The following is a 20,181-nucleotide window of genomic DNA, read 5'->3' on the forward strand; positions in this document are numbered from 1 at the left end:
AATGAGAGGATAGGCGTATATCGTCTGTCCTCTTTCTTCGTTTAAAAGAAAAAAGCTCAAAAGAAGGAGTGAAAAGCAAATGGTTAACGGAGTTCTCCTTTTACATAAACCTGTTGGCATGACATCGCACGACTGTGTCATGAAGATCCGAAAGCTGTTAAAAACAAAAAAAGTAGGACATACAGGAACGCTCGATCCGGAAGTGTCAGGCGTGCTTCCGATTTGTGTAGGAAGAGCGACAAAAATAGTCGAATACTTAACTGAAAAATCTAAAACGTATGATGCAGAAATAACGCTTGGCTTTTCAACCACAACAGAGGATCAAACCGGAGAAACGGTGGAAACAAAGCCTGTCAATCACGACATTGATAAAGCGGATGTAGAAAATGTTTTAAACAGTTTAAAGGGGAAACAAGAACAAATTCCGCCCATGTATTCCGCTGTAAAAGTAAACGGCAAAAAATTATACGAATACGCAAGAGCAGGGATTGAAGTAGAACGTCCGAAACGTATGATAACCATTGAAGACATTGCCCTGACGACAGAGATTAAACATCATGGAGAAACCGCAAGCTTCCGGTTTACAGTGACTTGCTCCAAAGGGACCTATGTAAGGACGCTGGCGGTCATGATCGGAGAAAAGCTCGGATATCCGGCTCATATGTCTCATTTAATCCGTACGGCATCCGGAGATTTTTCTCTCGACGAATGCTTTACTTTTGATGAGCTCGAAGCACAGGCCCAATCCGGAACCGTGGAAGAGCATACAGTTCCTATTGAACGTGCGCTCAATCATTTGCCGAAATGGATCATAAGTGATACATTAGCTAAGAAAGTAGAAAATGGGGCTTTGCTTGAGACGCCCGAGCAGTTTTCTGAAATGACAAGTGAAGACCGTATCGCCGTCTTTACTGAATCCGGAACCTGTTTGGCGATCTATTTCCCTCATCCTGCAAAAAAAGGGCTGTTAAAGCCGGCAAAAGTATTGATGCAAAAAAGCGAACAATAGAAAAAAGGTGACCGTTCTGTGAAGACGATACATATTACACATCCTCATCATTTAATAAAAGAGGAGCAGGCAAAATCAGTGATGGCGTTAGGATATTTTGACGGCGTTCATCTCGGGCATCAAAAGGTAATCTGCACAGCGAAGCAAATAGCCGAAGAAAAAGGTCTGACATTGGCTGTGATGACCTTTCATCCCCATCCTTCTCACGTGTTGGGCAGAGATAAGGAACCTAAGGATCTGATTACGCCTCTTGAAGACAAAATAAATCAAATTGAACAATTAGGTACAGAAGTTCTGTATGTCGTTAAATTTAATGAAGTGTTTGCTTCTCTTTCTCCTAAGCAGTTTATAGACCAGTATATTATCGGCCTTAATGTGCAGCACGCAGTGGCAGGCTTTGACTTTACGTACGGCAAATACGGCAAGGGAACAATGAAGACCATGCCGGATGATTTAGACGGAAAAGCTGGGTGCACAATGGTAGAAAAATTAACGGAGCAGGATAAAAAAATCAGTTCTTCGTATATCCGTACCGCGCTTCAAAACGGAGATGTTGAATTGGCGAATGTCTTGCTTGGACAACCTTATTTTATTAAAGGAATTGTCATTCATGGTGATAAAAGAGGGCGGACCATCGGGTTTCCGACAGCGAATGTCGGTTTAAATAACAGCTATATCGTCCCGCCCACTGGTGTATATGCCGTAAAAGCGGAAGTGAACGGCGAAGTTTACAATGGCGTTTGCAATATTGGCTATAAGCCAACGTTTTATGAAAAGCGCCCTGAGCAGCCTTCCATCGAGGTCAATCTGTTTGATTTCGATCAAGAGGTATATGGAGCCGCTATAAAAATCGAATGGTACAAACGGATTCGGAGCGAGCGGAAATTCAATGGCATCAAAGAATTAACAGAGCAAATTGAGAAAGATAAGCAGGAAGCCATCCGTTATTTCAGCAATTTACGGAAATAACTTGCAACGAACGCACGCAAATTTTATTCTAAAATATTTGCATATAGGCACGATTTTTAGTATGATAGTTTTCGTAGTCTTAAAACCATTGCTTGGCAATCCGAAGTCACCGACGGTTGCTAGGTAACTGGGGCTAAATATGATTTGGAGGTGAAACAGGATGGCAATTACTCAAGAGCGTAAAAACCAACTCATCAATGAGTTCAAAACACACGAATCTGATACTGGATCTCCAGAAGTTCAGATCGCTATCCTAACTGACTCAATTAACAACTTGAACGAGCATTTACGTACTCACAAGAAAGACCACCACTCACGTCGCGGTCTTCTTAAAATGGTAGGTAAGCGTCGTAATCTTCTTACGTATCTGCGTAATAAAGACGTAACTCGTTACCGTGAGTTAATTAACAAACTAGGCTTACGTCGATAATCGTAAAAAGCGGGAGGATTCCCGCTTTTTTATCGTATTAAAGCGAAATTTCTTATAACAAATCATTGAAATCCTTTTACATACTACTTTGACATTGATATGTTCAATTCATTTCGTTCATAATAGGAGTAATTGATTATTTCACACAACGAAGAGAGGAGTTCGTAATTGTATGGGACAAGAAAAACATGTCTTTACCATAGATTGGGCCGGAAGAACGCTTACTGTTGAAACCGGCCAGCTTGCCAAACAGGCAAATGGTGCTGTGATGATCCGCTACGGTGATACAGCAGTACTTAGTACAGCAACCGCTTCAAAAGAACCTAAACCGCTTGATTTCTTCCCTCTTACTGTAAACTATGAAGAAAGATTATATGCGGTAGGGAAAATTCCGGGCGGATTTATTAAAAGAGAAGGACGTCCAAGTGAAAAAGCGGTTCTTGCCAGCCGTTTAATTGACCGTCCGATCCGTCCTTTGTTTGCCGATGGATTCCGTAATGAAGTTCAAGTCATCAGCATTGTCATGAGTGTTGACCAAAACTGCTCTTCAGAAATGGCTGCCATGTTCGGTTCATCTCTTGCACTTTCTGTATCGGATATTCCGTTTGAAGGACCGATTGCAGGGGTTACTGTCGGACGCATTGATGATCAATTTATCATTAACCCGACAGTCGATCAGCTTGAAAAAAGCGACATCAATCTTGTCGTTGCCGGCACGAAAGATGCGATTAACATGGTAGAAGCGGGAGCGGACGAAGTTCCTGAGGAAATCATGCTTGAGGCCATTATGTTCGGCCATGAAGAGATTAAACGCCTGATTGCATTCCAAGAAGAAATTGTTGCAGCGGTCGGCAAAGAGAAATCTGAAATTAAGCTCTTTGAAATTGATGAAGAGCTTAATGAAAAAGTAAAAGCTTTGGCAGAAGAGGATCTGCTGAAAGCCATCCAAGTTCATGAAAAGCATGCCCGTGAAGATGCTATTAACGAAGTGAAGAACGCAGTTGTGGCAAAATTCGAGGATGAAGAACATGATGAAGACACAATCAAGCAAGTGAAGCAGATTTTATCCAAGCTGGTGAAAAATGAAGTTCGCCGCCTGATTACTGAAGAGAAAGTAAGACCGGACGGCCGCGGTGTCGATCAAATCCGCCCGCTCTCTTCAGAGGTTGGCCTCTTGCCAAGAACGCACGGTTCAGGTCTATTTACAAGGGGACAAACTCAGGCCCTCAGCGTATGTACGCTAGGTGCTCTGGGAGATGTGCAAATCCTTGACGGCTTAGGTGTCGAAGAGTCGAAACGGTTTATGCATCATTACAACTTCCCGCAATTCAGCGTTGGGGAAACAGGACCGATGCGCGGACCGGGACGTCGTGAAATCGGACACGGAGCACTGGGTGAGCGTGCGCTTGAGCCAGTTATTCCGTCTGAAAAAGACTTCCCTTATACTGTCCGTCTTGTTTCAGAAGTGCTTGAATCAAACGGTTCTACATCTCAAGCAAGCATTTGCGCAAGCACACTTGCAATGATGGATGCTGGTGTACCGATTAAAGCGCCAGTTGCTGGTATTGCGATGGGTCTTGTCAAATCAGGCGAACATTACACTGTCTTGACTGACATCCAAGGCATGGAAGACGCGCTCGGAGATATGGACTTTAAAGTAGCAGGAACCGAAAAAGGCGTAACGGCCCTGCAAATGGACATTAAAATTGAAGGCCTTTCCAGAGAGATTCTTGAAGAAGCGCTTCAGCAGGCGAAAAAGGGCAGAATGGAAATCCTCAACAGCATGCTTGCAACATTAAGCGAATCAAGAAAAGAGCTTTCTCGATATGCGCCTAAGATCTTAACAATGACCATTAATCCTGATAAAATCCGCGATGTCATCGGACCAAGCGGAAAACAAATCAATAAGATCATCGAAGAAACCGGTGTTAAAATTGATATTGAGCAGGACGGCACAATCTTTATTTCCTCTACAGATGAAAGCGGCAACCAAAAAGCGAAAAAAATCATCGAAGACCTTGTTAGAGAGGTTGAAGTCGGCCAACTTTACCTAGGTAAAGTGAAACGGATTGAAAAATTCGGTGCTTTCGTTGAAATTTTCAGCGGAAAAGACGGTTTGGTGCACATTTCAGAGCTTGCGCTTGAACGCGTAGGGAAAGTTGAAGATGTTGTAAAAATCGGAGACGAGATTCTTGTCAAAGTCACTGAAATTGATAAACAAGGACGAGTGAATTTATCCCGCAAAGCGGTGCTCCGTGAAGAGAAAGAAAAAGAAGAACAACAATCTTAAATGAAAACATAAAAGGAGCCTGGGAGACCCGGCTTCTTTATTTTGAAGCTTTTCAAAAGCAGGCGGGTTCTACCTTGTCCTTCTCCTTCATAATGTGAGGTGAGGGGGGGACAGAACATGTACAAAAAATTTGTACCGTTTGCCGTTTTTTTATTTCTTTTTTTTGTCTCATTTGAGATGATGGAAAATCCGCATGCACTTGATTATATAGGGGCAATGAAAAAAGATACGGTGACTGTCACGGCGTCAAAAGACCCGTTATATGAAGAATTGCTTCAAAAAGCGCCGGAGTACGAAGTTAAGCCCCAGAATGCAAGAATTGATAAAGTGTGGAAAAGCATTCCAGGCTACAATGGATTAAAGGTCAATATTGAACAATCATATAAAAAAATGAAAAAGCATGGTGAGTTTCGGGAAAAAGATTTGGTGTACAGTCAAGTAAAACCAAGTGTTCATCTTGAGTCACTTCAGCCTGAGCCTATTTATAAAGGAAATCCTGACAAACCGATGGTGGCTTTTTTAATCAATGTGGCATGGGGAAATGAGTATTTGGAAAAAATGCTCCCTATTCTGCAAAAGCACCAGGTTAAAGCTACGTTCTTTTTAGAAGGCAATTGGGTGAGAAACAATGAAAAGCTCGCTAAGAAGATTGCAAAAGACGGACATGAAATCGGAAATCATTCATACAATCATCCGGATATGAGCAAACTGACTACAGGAAGAATTTCCGAGCAGCTCGACAAGACTAATGAACAAATAGAACAAACGATCGGCGTTAAGCCAAAGTGGTTCGCTCCGCCAAGCGGAAGTTTCAGAAAAGCGGTTATCGACATTGCAGCAGAGAAACAGATGGGAACAGTCATGTGGACAGTTGATACAATCGATTGGCAAAAGCCGGCTCCGTCTGTACTTCAGACGAGAGTGTTAAGCAAGATACATAATGGTGCCATGATTTTAATGCATCCGACTGACCCTACGGCGGAAAGTCTTGAAGCGCTGATTACACAGATAAAAGACAAAGGATATGCGCTTGGAACAGTCACTGAACTAATGGATGAAACAAGACTATTGAAGTAACAGATGAAGGCAGCTTGTCTTTGAATAGGAGGAACAAATTTGATTAAACGATATACGTGTCAAAATGGTGTAAGAATTGTGCTGGAAAATAACCCGACAGTCCGTTCTGTTGCGATCGGCGTATGGATCGGCACAGGTTCGAGACATGAAACGCCGGAGATAAACGGAATTTCTCACTTTTTAGAGCACATGTTCTTTAAAGGGACGAGCACAAAATCTGCACGCGAGATAGCAGAATCTTTTGATCGTATTGGCGGCCAGGTCAATGCGTTTACTTCAAAGGAATATACCTGCTACTATGCAAAGGTGCTTGACGAGCATGCGAATTACGCGCTGGACGTATTAGCAGATATGTTCTTTAATTCAACGTTTGATGAAAACGAGCTGAAAAAAGAGAAAAATGTAGTATATGAAGAAATTAAAATGTATGAAGATGCGCCGGACGACATTGTACATGATTTATTGAGCAAAGCCACTTACGGCAATCATTCTTTAGGCTACCCAATTCTAGGCACGGAAGAAACGCTTGCTTCCTTTAACGGTGACTCTCTCAGACAATACATGCATGATTATTATACGCCGGACCGAGTGGTGATTTCGGTAGCGGGCAATATATCTGACAGTTTTATCAAAGATGTAGAAAAATGGTTCGGGTCATACGAGGCGAAAGGCAAAGCGACAGGCCTTGAGAAGCCTGAGTTCCACACGGAAAAACTGACGAGAAAAAAAGAAACAGAGCAGGCTCATTTGTGCCTTGGATTTAAAGGCTTAGAGGTTGGCCATGAACGTATTTATGATTTAATCGTCCTCAACAATGTGCTCGGAGGCAGCATGAGCAGCCGGCTGTTCCAAGATGTGCGTGAAGATAAAGGACTTGCTTATTCTGTTTACAGCTATCACAGCTCATATGAGGACAGCGGAATGCTCACTATTTACGGCGGAACGGGTGCAAATCAGCTTCAGCAGCTGTCGGAAACAATTCAAGAAACCCTTGCCACATTAAAACGTGACGGCATTACCTCAAAAGAACTGGAAAACAGCAAAGAGCAAATGAAGGGAAGCTTAATGCTGAGCTTAGAAAGCACAAACAGCAAAATGAGCCGAAACGGAAAAAATGAACTGCTGCTCGGCAAACATAAAACATTAGATGAAATCATCAATGAATTAAACGCCGTGAACTTAGAGCGTGTTAACGGCCTTGCCAGACAATTGTTTACCGAAGACTATGCATTAGCACTTATCAGCCCTTCCGGCAATATGCCGTCTTAAAAAGGAAAGCCTGCTCCATAATGGAGCAGGCATTTTTTAATCCCTTTCATCATACATAGTACAAGGGGGTGACAGACATGCGGCTCAGTGAATTATCAGGAAAGGAAATTGTAGACATCAAAAGAGCTGAACGGCTCGGAGTGCTCGGCCAGACCGATTTGGAAATCAATGAACAGGATGGACAGATTACAGCACTCCTCATTCCCACAGTTAAGTGGTTTGGTTTGAGAAAGCAAGGTCATGACATTCGTGTCCCATGGCACCATATTCAAAAGATCGGTTCAGATATGATTATATTAGATGTACCTGAGGAAATGCCTCCTCGACAAGAGTAAATAGCCCAAATAGCCCAATTGCCTGTGAAGCGGGCTCTAAAGAAAACATCTGAAACATCGGCTGCCGGAGCCGGTGTTTTTTTATATGGAAAAAGCGCATCTTTTATATTCACCGGTATTTCCTTTTGATCATAAGATGAAGGGGAGCTTAACAACTAGAGATCCAGTATATACAAAGAAGGTGAACGTTTAGAATGTTAACCGGATTGAAAATTGCAGTTATCGGCGGTGACGCAAGACAGCTCGAAATTATAAGAAAGCTCACTGAACAGCAGGCTGATATCTATCTTGTCGGTTTTGACCAATTGGATCACGGTTTTACCGGGGCAGTAAAATGCAATATTGATGAAATTCCTTTTCAGCAAATAGACAGCATCATTCTTCCAGTATCCGCGACAACAGGAGAAGGTGTCGTATCAACTGTATTTTCTAATGAAGAAGTTGTGTTAAAACAGGACCATCTCGACAGAACGCCTGCACATTGTGTCATTTTCTCAGGCATTTCTAACGCCTATTTAGAAAACATTGCAGCTCAGGCAAAAAGAAAACTTGTTAAACTGTTTGAGCGGGATGACATTGCGATATACAACTCTATTCCGACAGTAGAAGGAACGATCATGCTGGCTATTCAGCACACGGATTATACGATACACGGATCACAGGTGGCCGTTCTCGGTCTGGGGCGCACCGGGATGACGATTGCCCGTACATTTGCCGCGCTCGGGGCGAATGTAAAAGTGGGGGCAAGAAGTTCAGCGCATCTGGCACGTATCACTGAAATGGGGCTCGTTCCTTTTCATACCGATGAGCTGAAAGAGCATGTAAAAGATATAGATATTTGCATTAATACCATACCGAGTATGATTTTAAATCAAACGGTACTTTCTAGCATGACACCAAAAACCTTAATATTGGATCTGGCCTCACGTCCCGGGGGAACGGATTTTAAATATGCCGAGAAACAAGGGATTAAAGCACTTCTTGCTCCAGGGCTTCCAGGGATTGTCGCTCCTAAAACAGCTGGGCAAATCCTTGCAAACGTCTTGAGCAAGCTTTTGGCTGAAATACAAGCTGAGGAGGGGAAATAAGGATGTCGTCATTAAAAGGAAAAAGAATCGGGTTTGGGCTGACCGGGTCGCATTGCACATATGAAGCGGTTTTCCCGCAAATTGAGGCGTTGGTCAACGAAGGAGCTGAAGTCCGTCCGGTTGTCACATTTAATGTAAAATCTACAAATACCCGATTTGGAGAGGGCGCAGAATGGGTTAAAAAAATTGAAGACCTGACTGGATATGAGGCCATTGATTCGATTGTAAAGGCAGAACCTCTTGGGCCGAAGCTGCCCCTTGACTGCATGGTCATTGCGCCTTTAACAGGCAATTCAATGAGCAAGCTGGCAAATGCCATGACGGACAGCCCGGTGCTGATGGCGGCAAAAGCGACAATCCGAAACAATCGGCCTGTCGTTCTGGGTATCTCGACAAATGATGCTCTTGGTTTAAACGGAACAAATTTAATGAGGCTCATGTCAACAAAAAATATCTTTTTTATTCCATTCGGGCAAGACGATCCCTTTAAAAAACCGAATTCAATGGTAGCCAAAATGGATCTGCTACCGCAAACGATTGAAAAGGCACTCATGCACCAGCAGCTTCAGCCGATTCTAGTTGAGAATTATCAGGGAAATGACTAAATTTACAGAAAATCTTTCCCAAACTAAAAAATTCGGTCATCACCCGCATATTCTATGGTAAAATAAAACGTAAAATCATAGTCAAATCAATTCAATGAAGCTGATTGGCGGAAGGAGTTTTACAGATGGGAAGAGGTTTACACGTAGCTGTTGTCGGAGCGACAGGGGCTGTGGGACAACAAATGCTTAAAACACTTGAAGACAGAAACTTTGAAATGGACACACTTACATTGCTATCTTCAAAACGCTCTGCGGGGACAAAAGTCACGTTTAAAGGCCAAGAGCTGACTGTTCAGGAAGCTTCTCCTGAGAGCTTTGAAGGGGTAAATATTGCTTTGTTCAGCGCCGGCGGAAGCGTATCACAAGCATTGGCACCAGAAGCTGTAAAACGCGGCGCTATTGTTATAGATAATACGAGCGCGTTCCGCATGGATGAAAATACACCGCTTGTTGTGCCAGAAGTGAATGAGGCAGACTTGCATGAACACAATGGCATTATTGCCAATCCAAACTGCTCTACAATCCAAATGGTTGCGGCACTTGAACCGATCCGCAAAGCATATGGCTTAAACAAAGTCATCGTATCAACTTACCAGGCAGTATCAGGAGCGGGTAATGAAGCTGTAAAAGAGCTTTACAGCCAAACACAGGCGATTTTAAATAAAGAAGAAATAGAGCCTGAGATCATGCCTGTAAAAGGTGACAAAAAACACTATCAAATCGCCTTCAACGCGATTCCGCAAATCGATAAATTCCAAGATAACGGCTATACGTTTGAGGAAATGAAAATGATAAATGAAACGAAAAAAATCATGCACATGCCTGACCTTCAAGTAGCGGCTACATGTGTGAGACTGCCAATCCAAACTGGGCACTCAGAGTCCGTCTACATCGAAATAGACCGTGATGACGCTACAGTTGAAGATATTAAAAATCTATTGCAAGAAGCTCCGGGCGTGACACTTCAGGATGATCCAAGCCAGCAGCTTTATCCGATGCCTGCTGATGCTGTCGGCAAAAACGATGTGTTTGTAGGCCGCATCCGCAAAGACTTGGACAGAGCAAACGGTTTTCATTTATGGGTTGTTTCTGATAACCTATTAAAAGGCGCGGCATGGAACTCTGTTCAAATTGCAGAAAGCCTGAAAAAACTAAACCTCGTATAAAAGAGAGAATTTTTTAAAGACGAATAGAAGAGAGTAAGGCGCTATCAGCCTGCTCTCTTCTGTTACGTCCGAATAATTTGGAGTGAAAACAGTGAAGATAATTGTTCAAAAGTTCGGCGGAACATCAGTAAAAGATGATAAAGGCCGCAAACTGGCTTTAGGGCATATTAAAGAAGCAATCAGTGAAGGATATAAGGTTGTCGTTGTCGTTTCAGCGATGGGCCGAAAAGGGGACCCGTATGCAACAGATTCTTTGCTCGGGCTGCTTTACGGCGATCAGTCAGCGATTTCTCCTAGGGAACAGGATTTGCTTTTATCTTGCGGAGAGACTATTTCCTCTGTCGTCTTTACAAGCATGCTGCTTGATAACGGTGTGAAAGCAGCTGCGCTGACAGGGGCTCAGGCGGGCTTTTTAACGAATGATCAGCATACCAATGCGAAAATCATTGAAATGAAACCGGAGCGTTTATTCAGTGTGCTCGCCAATCATGATGCGGTAGTCGTCGCAGGCTTCCAGGGCGCAACTGAAAAGGGTGATACAACTACAATCGGCAGAGGGGGCAGCGATACGTCTGCAGCCGCACTCGGAGCAGCTGTTGATGCGGAATACATCGATATTTTCACCGATGTAGAAGGCGTGATGACTGCTGACCCAAGAGTGGTGGAAAATGCAAAACCGCTTCCTGTTGTGACGTATACGGAAATCTGCAACCTGGCGTATCAGGGGGCCAAGGTCATTCATCCGCGTGCGGTGGAAATCGCAATGCAGGCCAAGGTTCCGATCCGCGTCCGTTCGACTTATTCGAATGATAAAGGTACATTGGTGACATCACATCACTCTTCCAAGGTCGGCAGTGATGTTTTTGAAAGGCTGATTACGGGAATCGCCCATGTCAAAGATGTCACGCAGTTCAAAGTGCCTGCGAAAATCGGCCAGTATAACGTTCAGACTGAAGTGTTCAAGGCTATGGCAAACGCTGGAATCAGTGTCGATTTCTTTAACATTACACCTAGTGAAATCGTCTATACGGTAGCCGGAAATAAAACAGAAACAGCTCAGCGTATTTTAATGGATATGGGCTATGATCCAATGGTGACGAGAAACTGCGCGAAGGTATCGGCGGTCGGCGCGGGCATTATGGGTGTTCCCGGTGTTACGTCCAAAATTGTATCGGCTCTTTCAGAAAAAGAAATTCCGATCCTTCAGTCGGCTGACAGCCATACGACGATATGGGTGCTCGTCCATGAAGCGGATATGGTTCCTGCTGTAAACGCTTTGCATGAAGTGTTTGAACTTTCGAAGTAAATGTGATTGAATCATGATGAGGTGAATAAAATGAATTTCGGAAATGTGTCTACAGCGATGATTACACCCTTTGACAATAAAGGGAACGTAGACTTTCAAAAACTGTCTACACTGATTGATTACTTGTTGAAAAACGGAACGGATTCTTTAGTAGTAGCGGGAACAACTGGAGAATCTCCGACCCTTTCAACTGAAGAAAAAATTGCGCTTTTTGAATATACGGTAAAAGAAGTAAACGGACGGGTGCCCGTTATCGCTGGTACTGGAAGCAACAACACGAAAGATTCCATTAAGCTGACAAAAAAAGCTGAGGAAGCGGGCGTGGACGCTGTTATGCTTGTTACCCCGTATTACAATAAACCTTCTCAAGAAGGAATGTACCAGCATTTTAAAGCAATTGCGGCAGAGACATCTCTTCCGGTTATGCTCTATAATGTTCCTGGCCGTACGGTTGCTTCTCTTGCTCCTGAAACGACGATCCGTTTGGCGGCGGACATTCCGAATGTGGTTGCGATTAAAGAAGCGAGCGGAGACCTCGAAGCGATTACAAAAATAATTGCTGAAACACCGGAAGATTTCTATGTCTATTCAGGGGATGACGCTCTGACGCTTCCTATTCTTTCAGTTGGAGGAAGAGGAGTTGTATCAGTGGCGAGCCATATTGCAGGCTCTGATATGCAGCAAATGATTAAAAATTATACGAATGGGCAAACAGCTAATGCGGCACTGATCCATCAGAAACTGCTGCCGATTATGAAGGAACTGTTTAAAGCGCCTAATCCTGCTCCAGTCAAAACAGCGCTTCAGCTGAGAGGTCTTGATGTCGGTTCTGTGCGTCTGCCTCTAGTCCCGTTAACTGAGGATGAACGTCTGAGCTTAAGCAGCACGATCAGCGAACTGTAAGAAAATTTCATACAGTGAAACAAACGCGGTCATTCTCACATTCAGCTGAGTTTGACCGTTTCTTTTACATATTGGTTTTCCCTAAACCTTCTGCTTTATCTTGTTTTCTAAATTTACTTTCAGTTATAATAGGAACAAGTGATGATGGACGGGTATGAGACTAGGAGGATATAGATTTTGAAAAAGAAAAATACAGAAAACGTTAGAATTATCGCCCTTGGCGGTGTCGGAGAGATTGGGAAGAACCTTTATGTCATTGAAATTGACTCAGACATATTTGTCGTTGATGCCGGCCTTATGCATCCAGAAAACGAAATGCTCGGTATTGATGTAGTGATTCCTGACATATCATATTTGATTGAACGGGCTGACCGCGTCAAGGCAATCTTTTTAACGCACGGGCACGATGAAAATATCGGCGGCGTTTTTTACTTATTAAACAAGCTGTCCGTTCCAGTGTACGGAACAAAACTGACGCTTGCACTGTTAAGAGAGAAATTAAAACAATACGGACATAACCGAAAAACTGATTTAAGAGAAATTCACTCAAAATCTGTCATTACATTTGAATCAACAAAAGTATCGTTCTTTAGAACGATTCACAGCATTCCTGATTCTGTAGGTGTGAGCTTTAAAACATCACTTGGATCTATTGTATGCACGGGAGACTTCAAATTTGACCAAACACCTGCACTTAATCAGACATGCGACATTGGCGAGATCGCCAAGATCGGCAATAGCGGCGTGCTCGCTCTGCTTTCTGACAGTGCAAATGCGGAACGGCCGGGTTACACCCCTTCGGAAGCGGCTGTCAGCGGAGAAATTTCTGATGCGCTGTATAATTCACAGAACCGGGTAATTATTGCTGTTTTCGCATCCAATATTAACCGGATTCAGCAAGTCATTCATGCAGCGGCTCAAAATGGCAGAAAGATTGCCGTAGCCGGAAAAAATCTTCAATCTGTCCTGCAGCTGGCGAGAAAGTTAGGATACATTGAAGCAGATGATGAATTGTTTATTTCTGTACAGGATGTCAAAAAATATCCGAAGCGCGAAGTGGCCATTATTACAGCCGGAAGCCAAGGTGAACCATTAGCTGCTTTGACAAGAATGGCAAACAAAGCTCACAAACAGCTGAACATTGAAGAAGGGGATACGGTGGTCATTGCGTCAACTCCGATTCCCGGGCAGGAACTCATTTACTCTAAAACAGTAGATCTTCTTGCGAGAGCCGGTGCACAAGTCATCTTTGCCCAAAAGCGTGTTCATGTATCAGGCCACGGCTCACAAGAAGAGTTAAAGCTGATGATCAACCTGCTTAAACCAAAATATTTGATTCCTGTAAACGGCGAATACAGAATGCAAAAAGCTCATTCAAAAATTGCTGAAGAAACCGGCATGAAGCGCAGTGACATCTTCTTAATTGAAAAAGGAGACGTCGTTGAATTCCGCGGCCAAAACGTAAAAATCGGGGATAAAGTTCCTTACGGCAATATTTTAATTGATGGGCTAGGTGTCGGTGATATCGGCAATATCGTATTGAGAGACCGCCGCTTGCTTTCACAGGACGGAATCTTAATCGTTGTCATTACACTTGATAAACAAAAGAAACATCTTGTATCAGGACCAGAAATTATCACTCGCGGCTTTGTTTATGTAAGAGAGTCTGAAGGTCTAATCGTACAGGCTACTGAGCTCGTCCGGTCCATCGTGACAGAAGCGACTGAAACATCAAATGTCGAATGGTCAACGCTGAAGCAGGCAATGCGGGATGCTTTGAACCAATTCCTTTATGAAAAAACGAAACGTAAACCGATGATCATCCCAATTATTATGGAAGTATAATGACTGACTAAAGACCGGAGCTGCTCCGGTCTTTATTTTTTGTCCTTCAAGCCGGGATTGAATGAAGTATCTTTGTTCATAATACAAAGAGAAACTCGGAAAGGATGAAAGCGAGATGGATCATCGTATGGAAAACACAGAAGAAGAGCGTCCTGAAAAAAATGATGCGAAGGACAGCATTATGAATAAAATACAGCAGCTTGGTGAAACGACGCTTCCGCAGCTGCCCCAAGATACAAATATTCATTGTCTGACCATTATCGGACAAATTGAAGGCCATGTTCAGCTTCCTCCGCAAAACAAAACAACAAAATATGAACATGTCATCCCGCAGATTGTGGCAATTGAACAAAATCCCAAAATTGAAGGCTTGCTGATCATATTAAATACTGTCGGAGGAGATGTTGAAGCTGGTCTTGCAATAGCGGAAATGCTTGCATCTTTATCGAAACCGACCGTTTCTATCGTGCTTGGCGGGGGGCATTCCATCGGCGTTCCGATTGCTGTATCCTGTGATTACAGCTATATCGCCGAAACAGCAACGATGACGATTCATCCAGTTAGGCTCACCGGGCTGGTCATCGGGGTGCCGCAAACGTTTGAATACCTGGATAAGATGCAAGAAAGAGTTGTTAAATTTGTGACAAGCCATTCCAATATAACCGAAGAGAAATTTAAAGAGCTAATGTTTTCAAAAGGAAACTTAACACGCGACATCGGAACAAATGTAGTCGGTAAGGATGCAGTTAAATACGGATTGATCGATCACGCAGGCGGCGTCGGACAGGCAATCAATAAACTGAATGAGCTCATCGACGAAGCAAGGAAAGAAGAAGGACGGATGATTCAATGATTCTTTATACCGTGATGCCGCAGGAAATTGTGTTTGCAGAACAGAACCAAGAGACAAGCGCACATGAGCAAATTGAATATAAAGGTGTACCGCTTCTAGTCGAAATGAAAGGGAATGAAGCGGAAGTCATTCAAATCATGAGCACCAATCCAATGCATTTTCTGCATCCGGACATTTCACCCGGACAAAAGCTGAAATTAAACGTATAAGAATCCAACCCTTTTTTAAGGGCAAAATATGCTATAATAGGGGAATCCTACAGAAAAAACGCAGCCTGTAAACGGCTGCTTTCTTCATTATGTATGAACTTACATTTTTTAACGCAGTAAGGTGATGAATGTGGCAAAGAAAAAACGAAAATCAAGAAAAAAACAGGCGAAACAGCTCAATATAAAATACGAGCTTAACGGATTGCTGTGTATAGCCATTTCAATTATCGCAATCTTGCAGCTGGGGGTAGTCGGGCAAACGTTTATCTATTTGTTCCGCTTTTTTGCTGGAGAGTGGTTTATTTTATGCTTGTTAGGTTTATTGGTGTTAGGAGTCTCACTGTTTTGGAAGAAAAAAACCCCAAGCCTTTTAACGAGACGAAAGGCTGGGTTGTACTGTATCATCGCAAGCATATTGCTGCTTTCTCACGTGCAGCTATTTAAAAATTTGACGCACAAAGGGTCTATTGAGTCTGCAAGCGTGGTGCGCAATACGTGGGAATTGTTTTTAATGGACATGAATGGCAGCTCTGCTTCACCTGATTTAGGCGGAGGGATGATCGGTGCGCTGCTGTTTGCGGCTTCACACTTTTTGTTTGCGTCGACTGGTTCTCAGATCATGGCGATTGTCATGATTTTGATCGGAATGATTTTAGTAACAGGACGCTCGCTGCAAGAAACGCTGAAAAAGTGGATGAGCCCGATTGGACGTTTTATAAAAGAACAATGGTTAGCATTTATTGATGATATGAAATCCTTCAAATCAAATATGCAGTCATCGAAAAAAACGAAAGCGCCGAGCAAAAAACAAAAACCGGCCCGCAAAAAACAGCAAATGGAACCGGAGCCTCCTGATGAAGAGGGGGATTATGAAACAGTATCGCCTCTTATTCATTCAGAGCCGATTATCTCAAGCTTTTCTGATCGTAATGAAGAGGAAGAGTCTCCAGTTATAGAAAAGCGCCCCGAACCTGTGTCGAAGCCGCTTCAGGACATCCAACCGGAGACAGGTGATCAGGAAACTGTTTCTGCTCCTCCTATGACCTTTACAGAGCTCGAAAATAAGGATTACGAGATGCCGTCACTGGATTTGCTGGCAGATCCGAAGCATACCGGCCAGCAGGCTGATAAAAAGAATATTTATGAAAATGCCAGAAAGCTTGAACGCACATTCCAAAGCTTTGGCGTAAAGGCGAAAGTCACACAGGTTCATCTCGGACCGGCCGTAACAAAATATGAAGTATATCCTGATGTCGGAGTGAAGGTTAGCAAAATTGTCAATTTAAGCGATGATTTAGCGCTTGCGCTTGCTGCGAAGGATATCAGGATCGAAGCGCCTATACCAGGCAAATCAGCAATCGGAATTGAAGTTCCAAACGCAGAAGTGGCAATGGTTTCGCTGAAGGAAGTGCTGGAGTCTAAATTGAATGACAGACCGGATGCGAAGCTGTTAATTGGACTCGGCCGCAATATTTCAGGTGAAGCTGTATTGGCTGAGTTAAACAAGATGCCCCACCTTTTGGTCGCAGGCGCAACCGGTAGCGGGAAAAGTGTCTGTGTCAACGGCATTATTACAAGTATTTTAATGCGCGCGAAACCACATGAAGTGAAAATGATGATGATCGATCCTAAAATGGTAGAGCTAAATGTCTACAACGGGATTCCGCATTTGCTTGCTCCGGTTGTAACCGATCCGAAAAAAGCGTCGCAGGCTTTGAAAAAGGTTGTCAATGAAATGGAGCGGCGGTACGAATTATTTTCTCATACGGGTACAAGAAATATTGAAGGATACAATGATTATATAAAACGCGCCAACAATGAAGAAGGAGCGAAACAGCCAGAGCTGCCCTATATTGTTGTCATTGTGGACGAGCTTGCCGATCTCATGATGGTCGCTTCATCTGATGTGGAAGATTCGATTACGAGATTGTCCCAAATGGCGCGGGCTGCCGGCATCCATCTTATTATTGCGACACAGCGGCCATCGGTGGATGTTATCACAGGGGTGATCAAAGCGAACATTCCGTCACGAATCGCGTTCAGCGTATCTTCACAGACGGATTCAAGGACCATTCTTGACATGGGTGGCGCTGAGAAGCTTCTTGGCCGCGGCGATATGCTGTTTTTACCTGTAGGGGCTAATAAACCTGTCCGTGTGCAGGGAGCATTTTTGTCGGATGACGAAGTGGAGAAGGTCGTCGACCATGTGATTACGCAGCAGAAAGCGCAATATCAAGAAGAAATGATTCCTGAGGAGACAACGGAAACTCATTCCGAGGTTACTGATGAACTTTATGATGAAGCTGTTGAATTAATCGTCGGCATGCAGACGGCATCTGTTTCAATGCTGCAAAGAAGATTCAGAATCGGCTATACGAGAGCGGCGCGCCTGATTGACGCAATGGAAGAACGCGGTGTTGTCGGACCGTATGAAGGCAGCAAACCTAGGGAAGTATTATTATCAAAAGAGAAATATGATGAGCTCTCTTCTTAATGAAGGGAGTTCCGCTTTCTGTAGTTGTCAATAATAACATTATGTAAACTGATCACCTTTCTATTTATTTTTTCGACAAAACATGATATAGTTGTCCCAATTGTTCAATAATTTTTATCGAAAGTGGTTTACGGAGGGGAAACATGTCTACAAAAGCTGATAATCGGCACTTGTATTTGAAAGTAATTGAACGAATTAAAGAGGATATAAAAAATGGGATCTACACTGAGAAGGAAAAGCTGCCTTCTGAATTTGAGCTTTCCAAAAAGCTTGGTGTCAGCAGAGCGACGCTAAGAGAAGCCTTGCGGATACTGGAAGAAGAGCATGTGATTATCAGAAGGCATGGTGTAGGCACTTTTGTCCATTCTAAGCCGTTATTTCTTTCGGGCATTGAACAGCTGAACAGTGTAACCAAGATGATAGAACAGGCGAATATGACCCCTGGCACGATTTTTCTATCATCACAAGTGCTTATGCCGTCTGAAGATGATACGAAGAGATTTCACTTGGCAGAAGGGCAAGAACTTTTTTACCTTGAACGAGTCAGGACAGCTGACGGACAGCCGATTGTGTATTGTATAGACAAAATTCCGATGAATATTTTGCCGAATTCTTTTTCTCATCAGCAAGAATCTATGTTTGACCTGCTTGAGAAAAATTCAGGCTCCGTAATCAGCTATGCAGTAACTGATATAGAACCGATCGGCTATCACGATACCATTTCTCCAGTACTTGAATGCGATCCGGAAACAGCTCTTTTGCTGTTAAAACAAACCCATTACGATCAGCACGATAAACCGGTGCTTTATTCTTTAAATTATTTTAGAGCAGATAAATTCAGATTTCATGTTTTGCGTAAACGATTCTAAAAACGGACGCCTGTATGTGTCTGTTTTTTTATTTGCACTGATTCATGTTTCTTTGTACATACTTTCATTCCGGTTAACGCAATATATAAGGGATGACAAGAAAGTGAATGGGTGAAAATGTTGAGAGAGAAAAATGGAATGAAAAATATTATTGCATTGTCTTCCGTCCCGCTTGTGATGACACTCGGGAACTCCATGCTGATTCCTGTTCTTCCGATGATGGAGAAAAAGCTGTCTGTGACTTCATTTCAAGTGTCTTTAATCATTACTGTATACTCAGTAGTAGCAATTATTTGCATTCCGATTGCCGGATATTTGTCGGATCGTTTCGGGAGAAAAAAAATATTGCTTCCATGCCTCCTCATTGCAGGATTGGGGGGAGCCGTAGCTGCTTTTGCCTCGACCTATATGAAAAATCCTTATGCTATGATCTTGGCGGGGCGGGTTCTTCAAGGCATTGGTTCTGCAGGTGCCGCTCCGATCGTCATGCCGTTTATCGGCGACCTGTTTAAAGGAGACGATGAAAAGGTCAGCGCCGGTCTTGGCGATATTGAAACCGCCAACACGTCAGGGAAGGTACTGAGTCCCATACTTGGAGCCTTACTGGCTTCTTGGTATTGGTTTGTACCGTTTTGGTTTATTCCGTTTTTCTGTTTGATCAGCTTTTTGCTCGTATTGTTTTTGGTGGCCAAGCCTGAAGAAGATGAAGATGCGCCTGCTGTTTCTGAGTTTATTAAGAGTGTGAAGAAAATTTTTAAACAGGATGGTCGCTGGCTTTATACGGTCTTCATTATCGGATGTGTCATTATGTTTTTGTTATTTGGCGTATTATTTTATTTATCAGATACGCTGGAGAACAAGTATGCCATTGACGGAGTAGCTAAAGGCGGATTACTGGCAATCCCACTTTTATTTTTGTCAACCAGTTCTTTTATAGCTGGCAAAAAGATCGGTAAAGATAAAGGCCGAATGAAATTTTGCGTTGTTACAGGAATGATTCTGTTAACCCTTTCGTTTATTGCCTTGTGGTGGAACCACAGTTTTTATTTTTTATTTGTCTTTTTAAGCTTTGGCGGGATTGGGATTGGAATGGCTCTTCCTGCTTTAGATGCATTGATAACCGAAGGGATTGAAAGTGAACAATGCGGAACCATTTCCTCCTTCTATAATAGCATGCGCTTTATAGGAGTAGCTCTCGGTCCACCTGTTTTTGCTGCATTAATGTCTAATGCAAACTGGATTATTTTCATACTCTCGGCGTTTTGCAGCATTGTTTCTTTATTTTTAGTGCTCTTTACTGTAGATGCTAAAAAAAGTGAAGAAGAAGAAAAAAACTTAGGGACGGTCTAGCCAGCCGTCTTTTTTTGCGCTTTCTTGCACAGTTTACAACTGTACCTATACAGCATGCGGAGGTTATTGTTTCCTTATAAATCCTACAGTTGCTATAATTACATGAAAGAGTGT

At 43.1% G+C, this 20,181-nt stretch carries 18 protein-coding genes; all 18 read left to right on the plus strand.

Features of this window, described 5'->3' with window-relative positions; all coding sequences use genetic code 11:
• Nucleotides 1-79: 79 nt before the first annotated feature.
• The 18 genes from truB (at nucleotide 80) to bcbE (ending at nucleotide 20,067) form a co-directional block, all read left to right on the plus strand.
• A complete protein-coding gene (truB, locus tag NYE53_RS09000) occupies nucleotides 80-1,009 on the plus strand; it encodes a tRNA pseudouridine(55) synthase TruB (protein WP_038828250.1) in 930 nt (309 codons plus the stop codon).
• 18 nt (nucleotides 1,010-1,027) lie between these two features.
• The gene (gene ribF / locus NYE53_RS09005; RefSeq protein ID WP_014479803.1) at nucleotides 1,028-1,978 is read left to right on the plus strand and encodes a bifunctional riboflavin kinase/FAD synthetase; all 951 of its coding nucleotides are present in this window, start codon (nucleotides 1,028-1,030) and stop codon (nucleotides 1,976-1,978) included.
• A gap of 160 nt (nucleotides 1,979-2,138) precedes the next feature.
• Nucleotides 2,139-2,408, plus strand: coding sequence for a 30S ribosomal protein S15 (gene rpsO, locus NYE53_RS09010; RefSeq protein ID WP_003220957.1), 270 nt, complete (start codon nucleotides 2,139-2,141; stop codon nucleotides 2,406-2,408).
• A gap of 172 nt (nucleotides 2,409-2,580) precedes the next feature.
• On the plus strand, nucleotides 2,581-4,698 hold the full coding sequence (gene pnp, locus NYE53_RS09015) for a polyribonucleotide nucleotidyltransferase (protein WP_003231897.1): 2,118 nt from the start codon (nucleotides 2,581-2,583) through the stop codon (nucleotides 4,696-4,698).
• A gap of 117 nt (nucleotides 4,699-4,815) precedes the next feature.
• On the plus strand, nucleotides 4,816-5,775 hold the full coding sequence (locus NYE53_RS09020; protein WP_133953820.1) for a polysaccharide deacetylase family protein: 960 nt from the start codon (nucleotides 4,816-4,818) through the stop codon (nucleotides 5,773-5,775).
• 39 nt (nucleotides 5,776-5,814) lie between these two features.
• Nucleotides 5,815-7,044 carry a pitrilysin family protein gene (locus tag NYE53_RS09025; protein ID WP_339248266.1) on the plus strand — a complete coding sequence of 410 codons (1,230 nt, stop codon included), beginning with the start codon at nucleotides 5,815-5,817 and terminating at the stop codon, nucleotides 7,042-7,044.
• 77 nt (nucleotides 7,045-7,121) lie between these two features.
• On the plus strand, nucleotides 7,122-7,379 hold the full coding sequence (locus tag NYE53_RS09030; protein ID WP_003231890.1) for a YlmC/YmxH family sporulation protein: 258 nt from the start codon (nucleotides 7,122-7,124) through the stop codon (nucleotides 7,377-7,379).
• 194 nt (nucleotides 7,380-7,573) lie between these two features.
• Nucleotides 7,574-8,467, plus strand: a complete 894-nt coding sequence (dpaA, locus tag NYE53_RS09035) for a dipicolinic acid synthetase subunit A (protein ID WP_003231888.1) — start codon at nucleotides 7,574-7,576, stop codon at nucleotides 8,465-8,467.
• Between the two features lie 2 nt (nucleotides 8,468-8,469).
• Nucleotides 8,470-9,072, plus strand: a complete 603-nt coding sequence (gene dpaB / locus NYE53_RS09040; protein WP_003231884.1) for a dipicolinate synthase subunit B — start codon at nucleotides 8,470-8,472, stop codon at nucleotides 9,070-9,072.
• A gap of 125 nt (nucleotides 9,073-9,197) precedes the next feature.
• The gene (gene asd, locus NYE53_RS09045; RefSeq protein WP_049140028.1) at nucleotides 9,198-10,238 is read left to right on the plus strand and encodes an aspartate-semialdehyde dehydrogenase; all 1,041 of its coding nucleotides are present in this window, start codon (nucleotides 9,198-9,200) and stop codon (nucleotides 10,236-10,238) included.
• Nucleotides 10,239-10,329: 91 nt separating this feature from the next.
• Complete coding sequence (gene dapG / locus NYE53_RS09050) at nucleotides 10,330-11,544, plus strand: aspartate kinase (protein ID WP_015483233.1); 1,215 nt, start codon at nucleotides 10,330-10,332, stop codon at nucleotides 11,542-11,544.
• A 30-nt stretch (nucleotides 11,545-11,574) separates the two neighbouring features.
• On the plus strand, nucleotides 11,575-12,447 hold the full coding sequence (gene dapA / locus NYE53_RS09055; protein ID WP_014476832.1) for a 4-hydroxy-tetrahydrodipicolinate synthase: 873 nt from the start codon (nucleotides 11,575-11,577) through the stop codon (nucleotides 12,445-12,447).
• 177 nt (nucleotides 12,448-12,624) lie between these two features.
• Nucleotides 12,625-14,292 carry a ribonuclease J2 gene (rnjB, locus tag NYE53_RS09060; RefSeq protein ID WP_003231875.1) on the plus strand — a complete coding sequence of 556 codons (1,668 nt, stop codon included), beginning with the start codon at nucleotides 12,625-12,627 and terminating at the stop codon, nucleotides 14,290-14,292.
• Between the two features lie 115 nt (nucleotides 14,293-14,407).
• Nucleotides 14,408-15,145, plus strand: coding sequence for a translocation-enhancing protein TepA (gene tepA, locus NYE53_RS09065; RefSeq protein WP_003245712.1), 738 nt, complete (start codon nucleotides 14,408-14,410; stop codon nucleotides 15,143-15,145).
• On the plus strand, nucleotides 15,142-15,354 hold the full coding sequence (gene tepJ, locus NYE53_RS09070) for a TepA modulator TepJ (RefSeq protein ID WP_003231871.1): 213 nt from the start codon (nucleotides 15,142-15,144) through the stop codon (nucleotides 15,352-15,354). The genes tepA and tepJ overlap by 4 nt, the downstream gene beginning before the upstream one ends.
• Before the next feature lie 130 nt (nucleotides 15,355-15,484).
• The gene (spoIIIE, locus tag NYE53_RS09075; protein ID WP_046160414.1) at nucleotides 15,485-17,848 is read left to right on the plus strand and encodes a DNA translocase SpoIIIE; all 2,364 of its coding nucleotides are present in this window, start codon (nucleotides 15,485-15,487) and stop codon (nucleotides 17,846-17,848) included.
• 143 nt (nucleotides 17,849-17,991) lie between these two features.
• Nucleotides 17,992-18,717 carry a GntR family transcriptional regulator gene (locus tag NYE53_RS09080; RefSeq protein ID WP_003245732.1) on the plus strand — a complete coding sequence of 242 codons (726 nt, stop codon included), beginning with the start codon at nucleotides 17,992-17,994 and terminating at the stop codon, nucleotides 18,715-18,717.
• A gap of 138 nt (nucleotides 18,718-18,855) precedes the next feature.
• Nucleotides 18,856-20,067 carry a bacillibactin exporter BcbE gene (bcbE, locus tag NYE53_RS09085; protein WP_031600514.1) on the plus strand — a complete coding sequence of 404 codons (1,212 nt, stop codon included), beginning with the start codon at nucleotides 18,856-18,858 and terminating at the stop codon, nucleotides 20,065-20,067.
• Nucleotides 20,068-20,181 lie beyond the last annotated feature (114 nt).

Origin of the sequence: Bacillus sp. FSL R5-0523 (genome assembly GCF_037975295.1) — a bacterium.
Classification (GTDB): domain Bacteria; phylum Bacillota; class Bacilli; order Bacillales; family Bacillaceae; genus Bacillus; species Bacillus subtilis.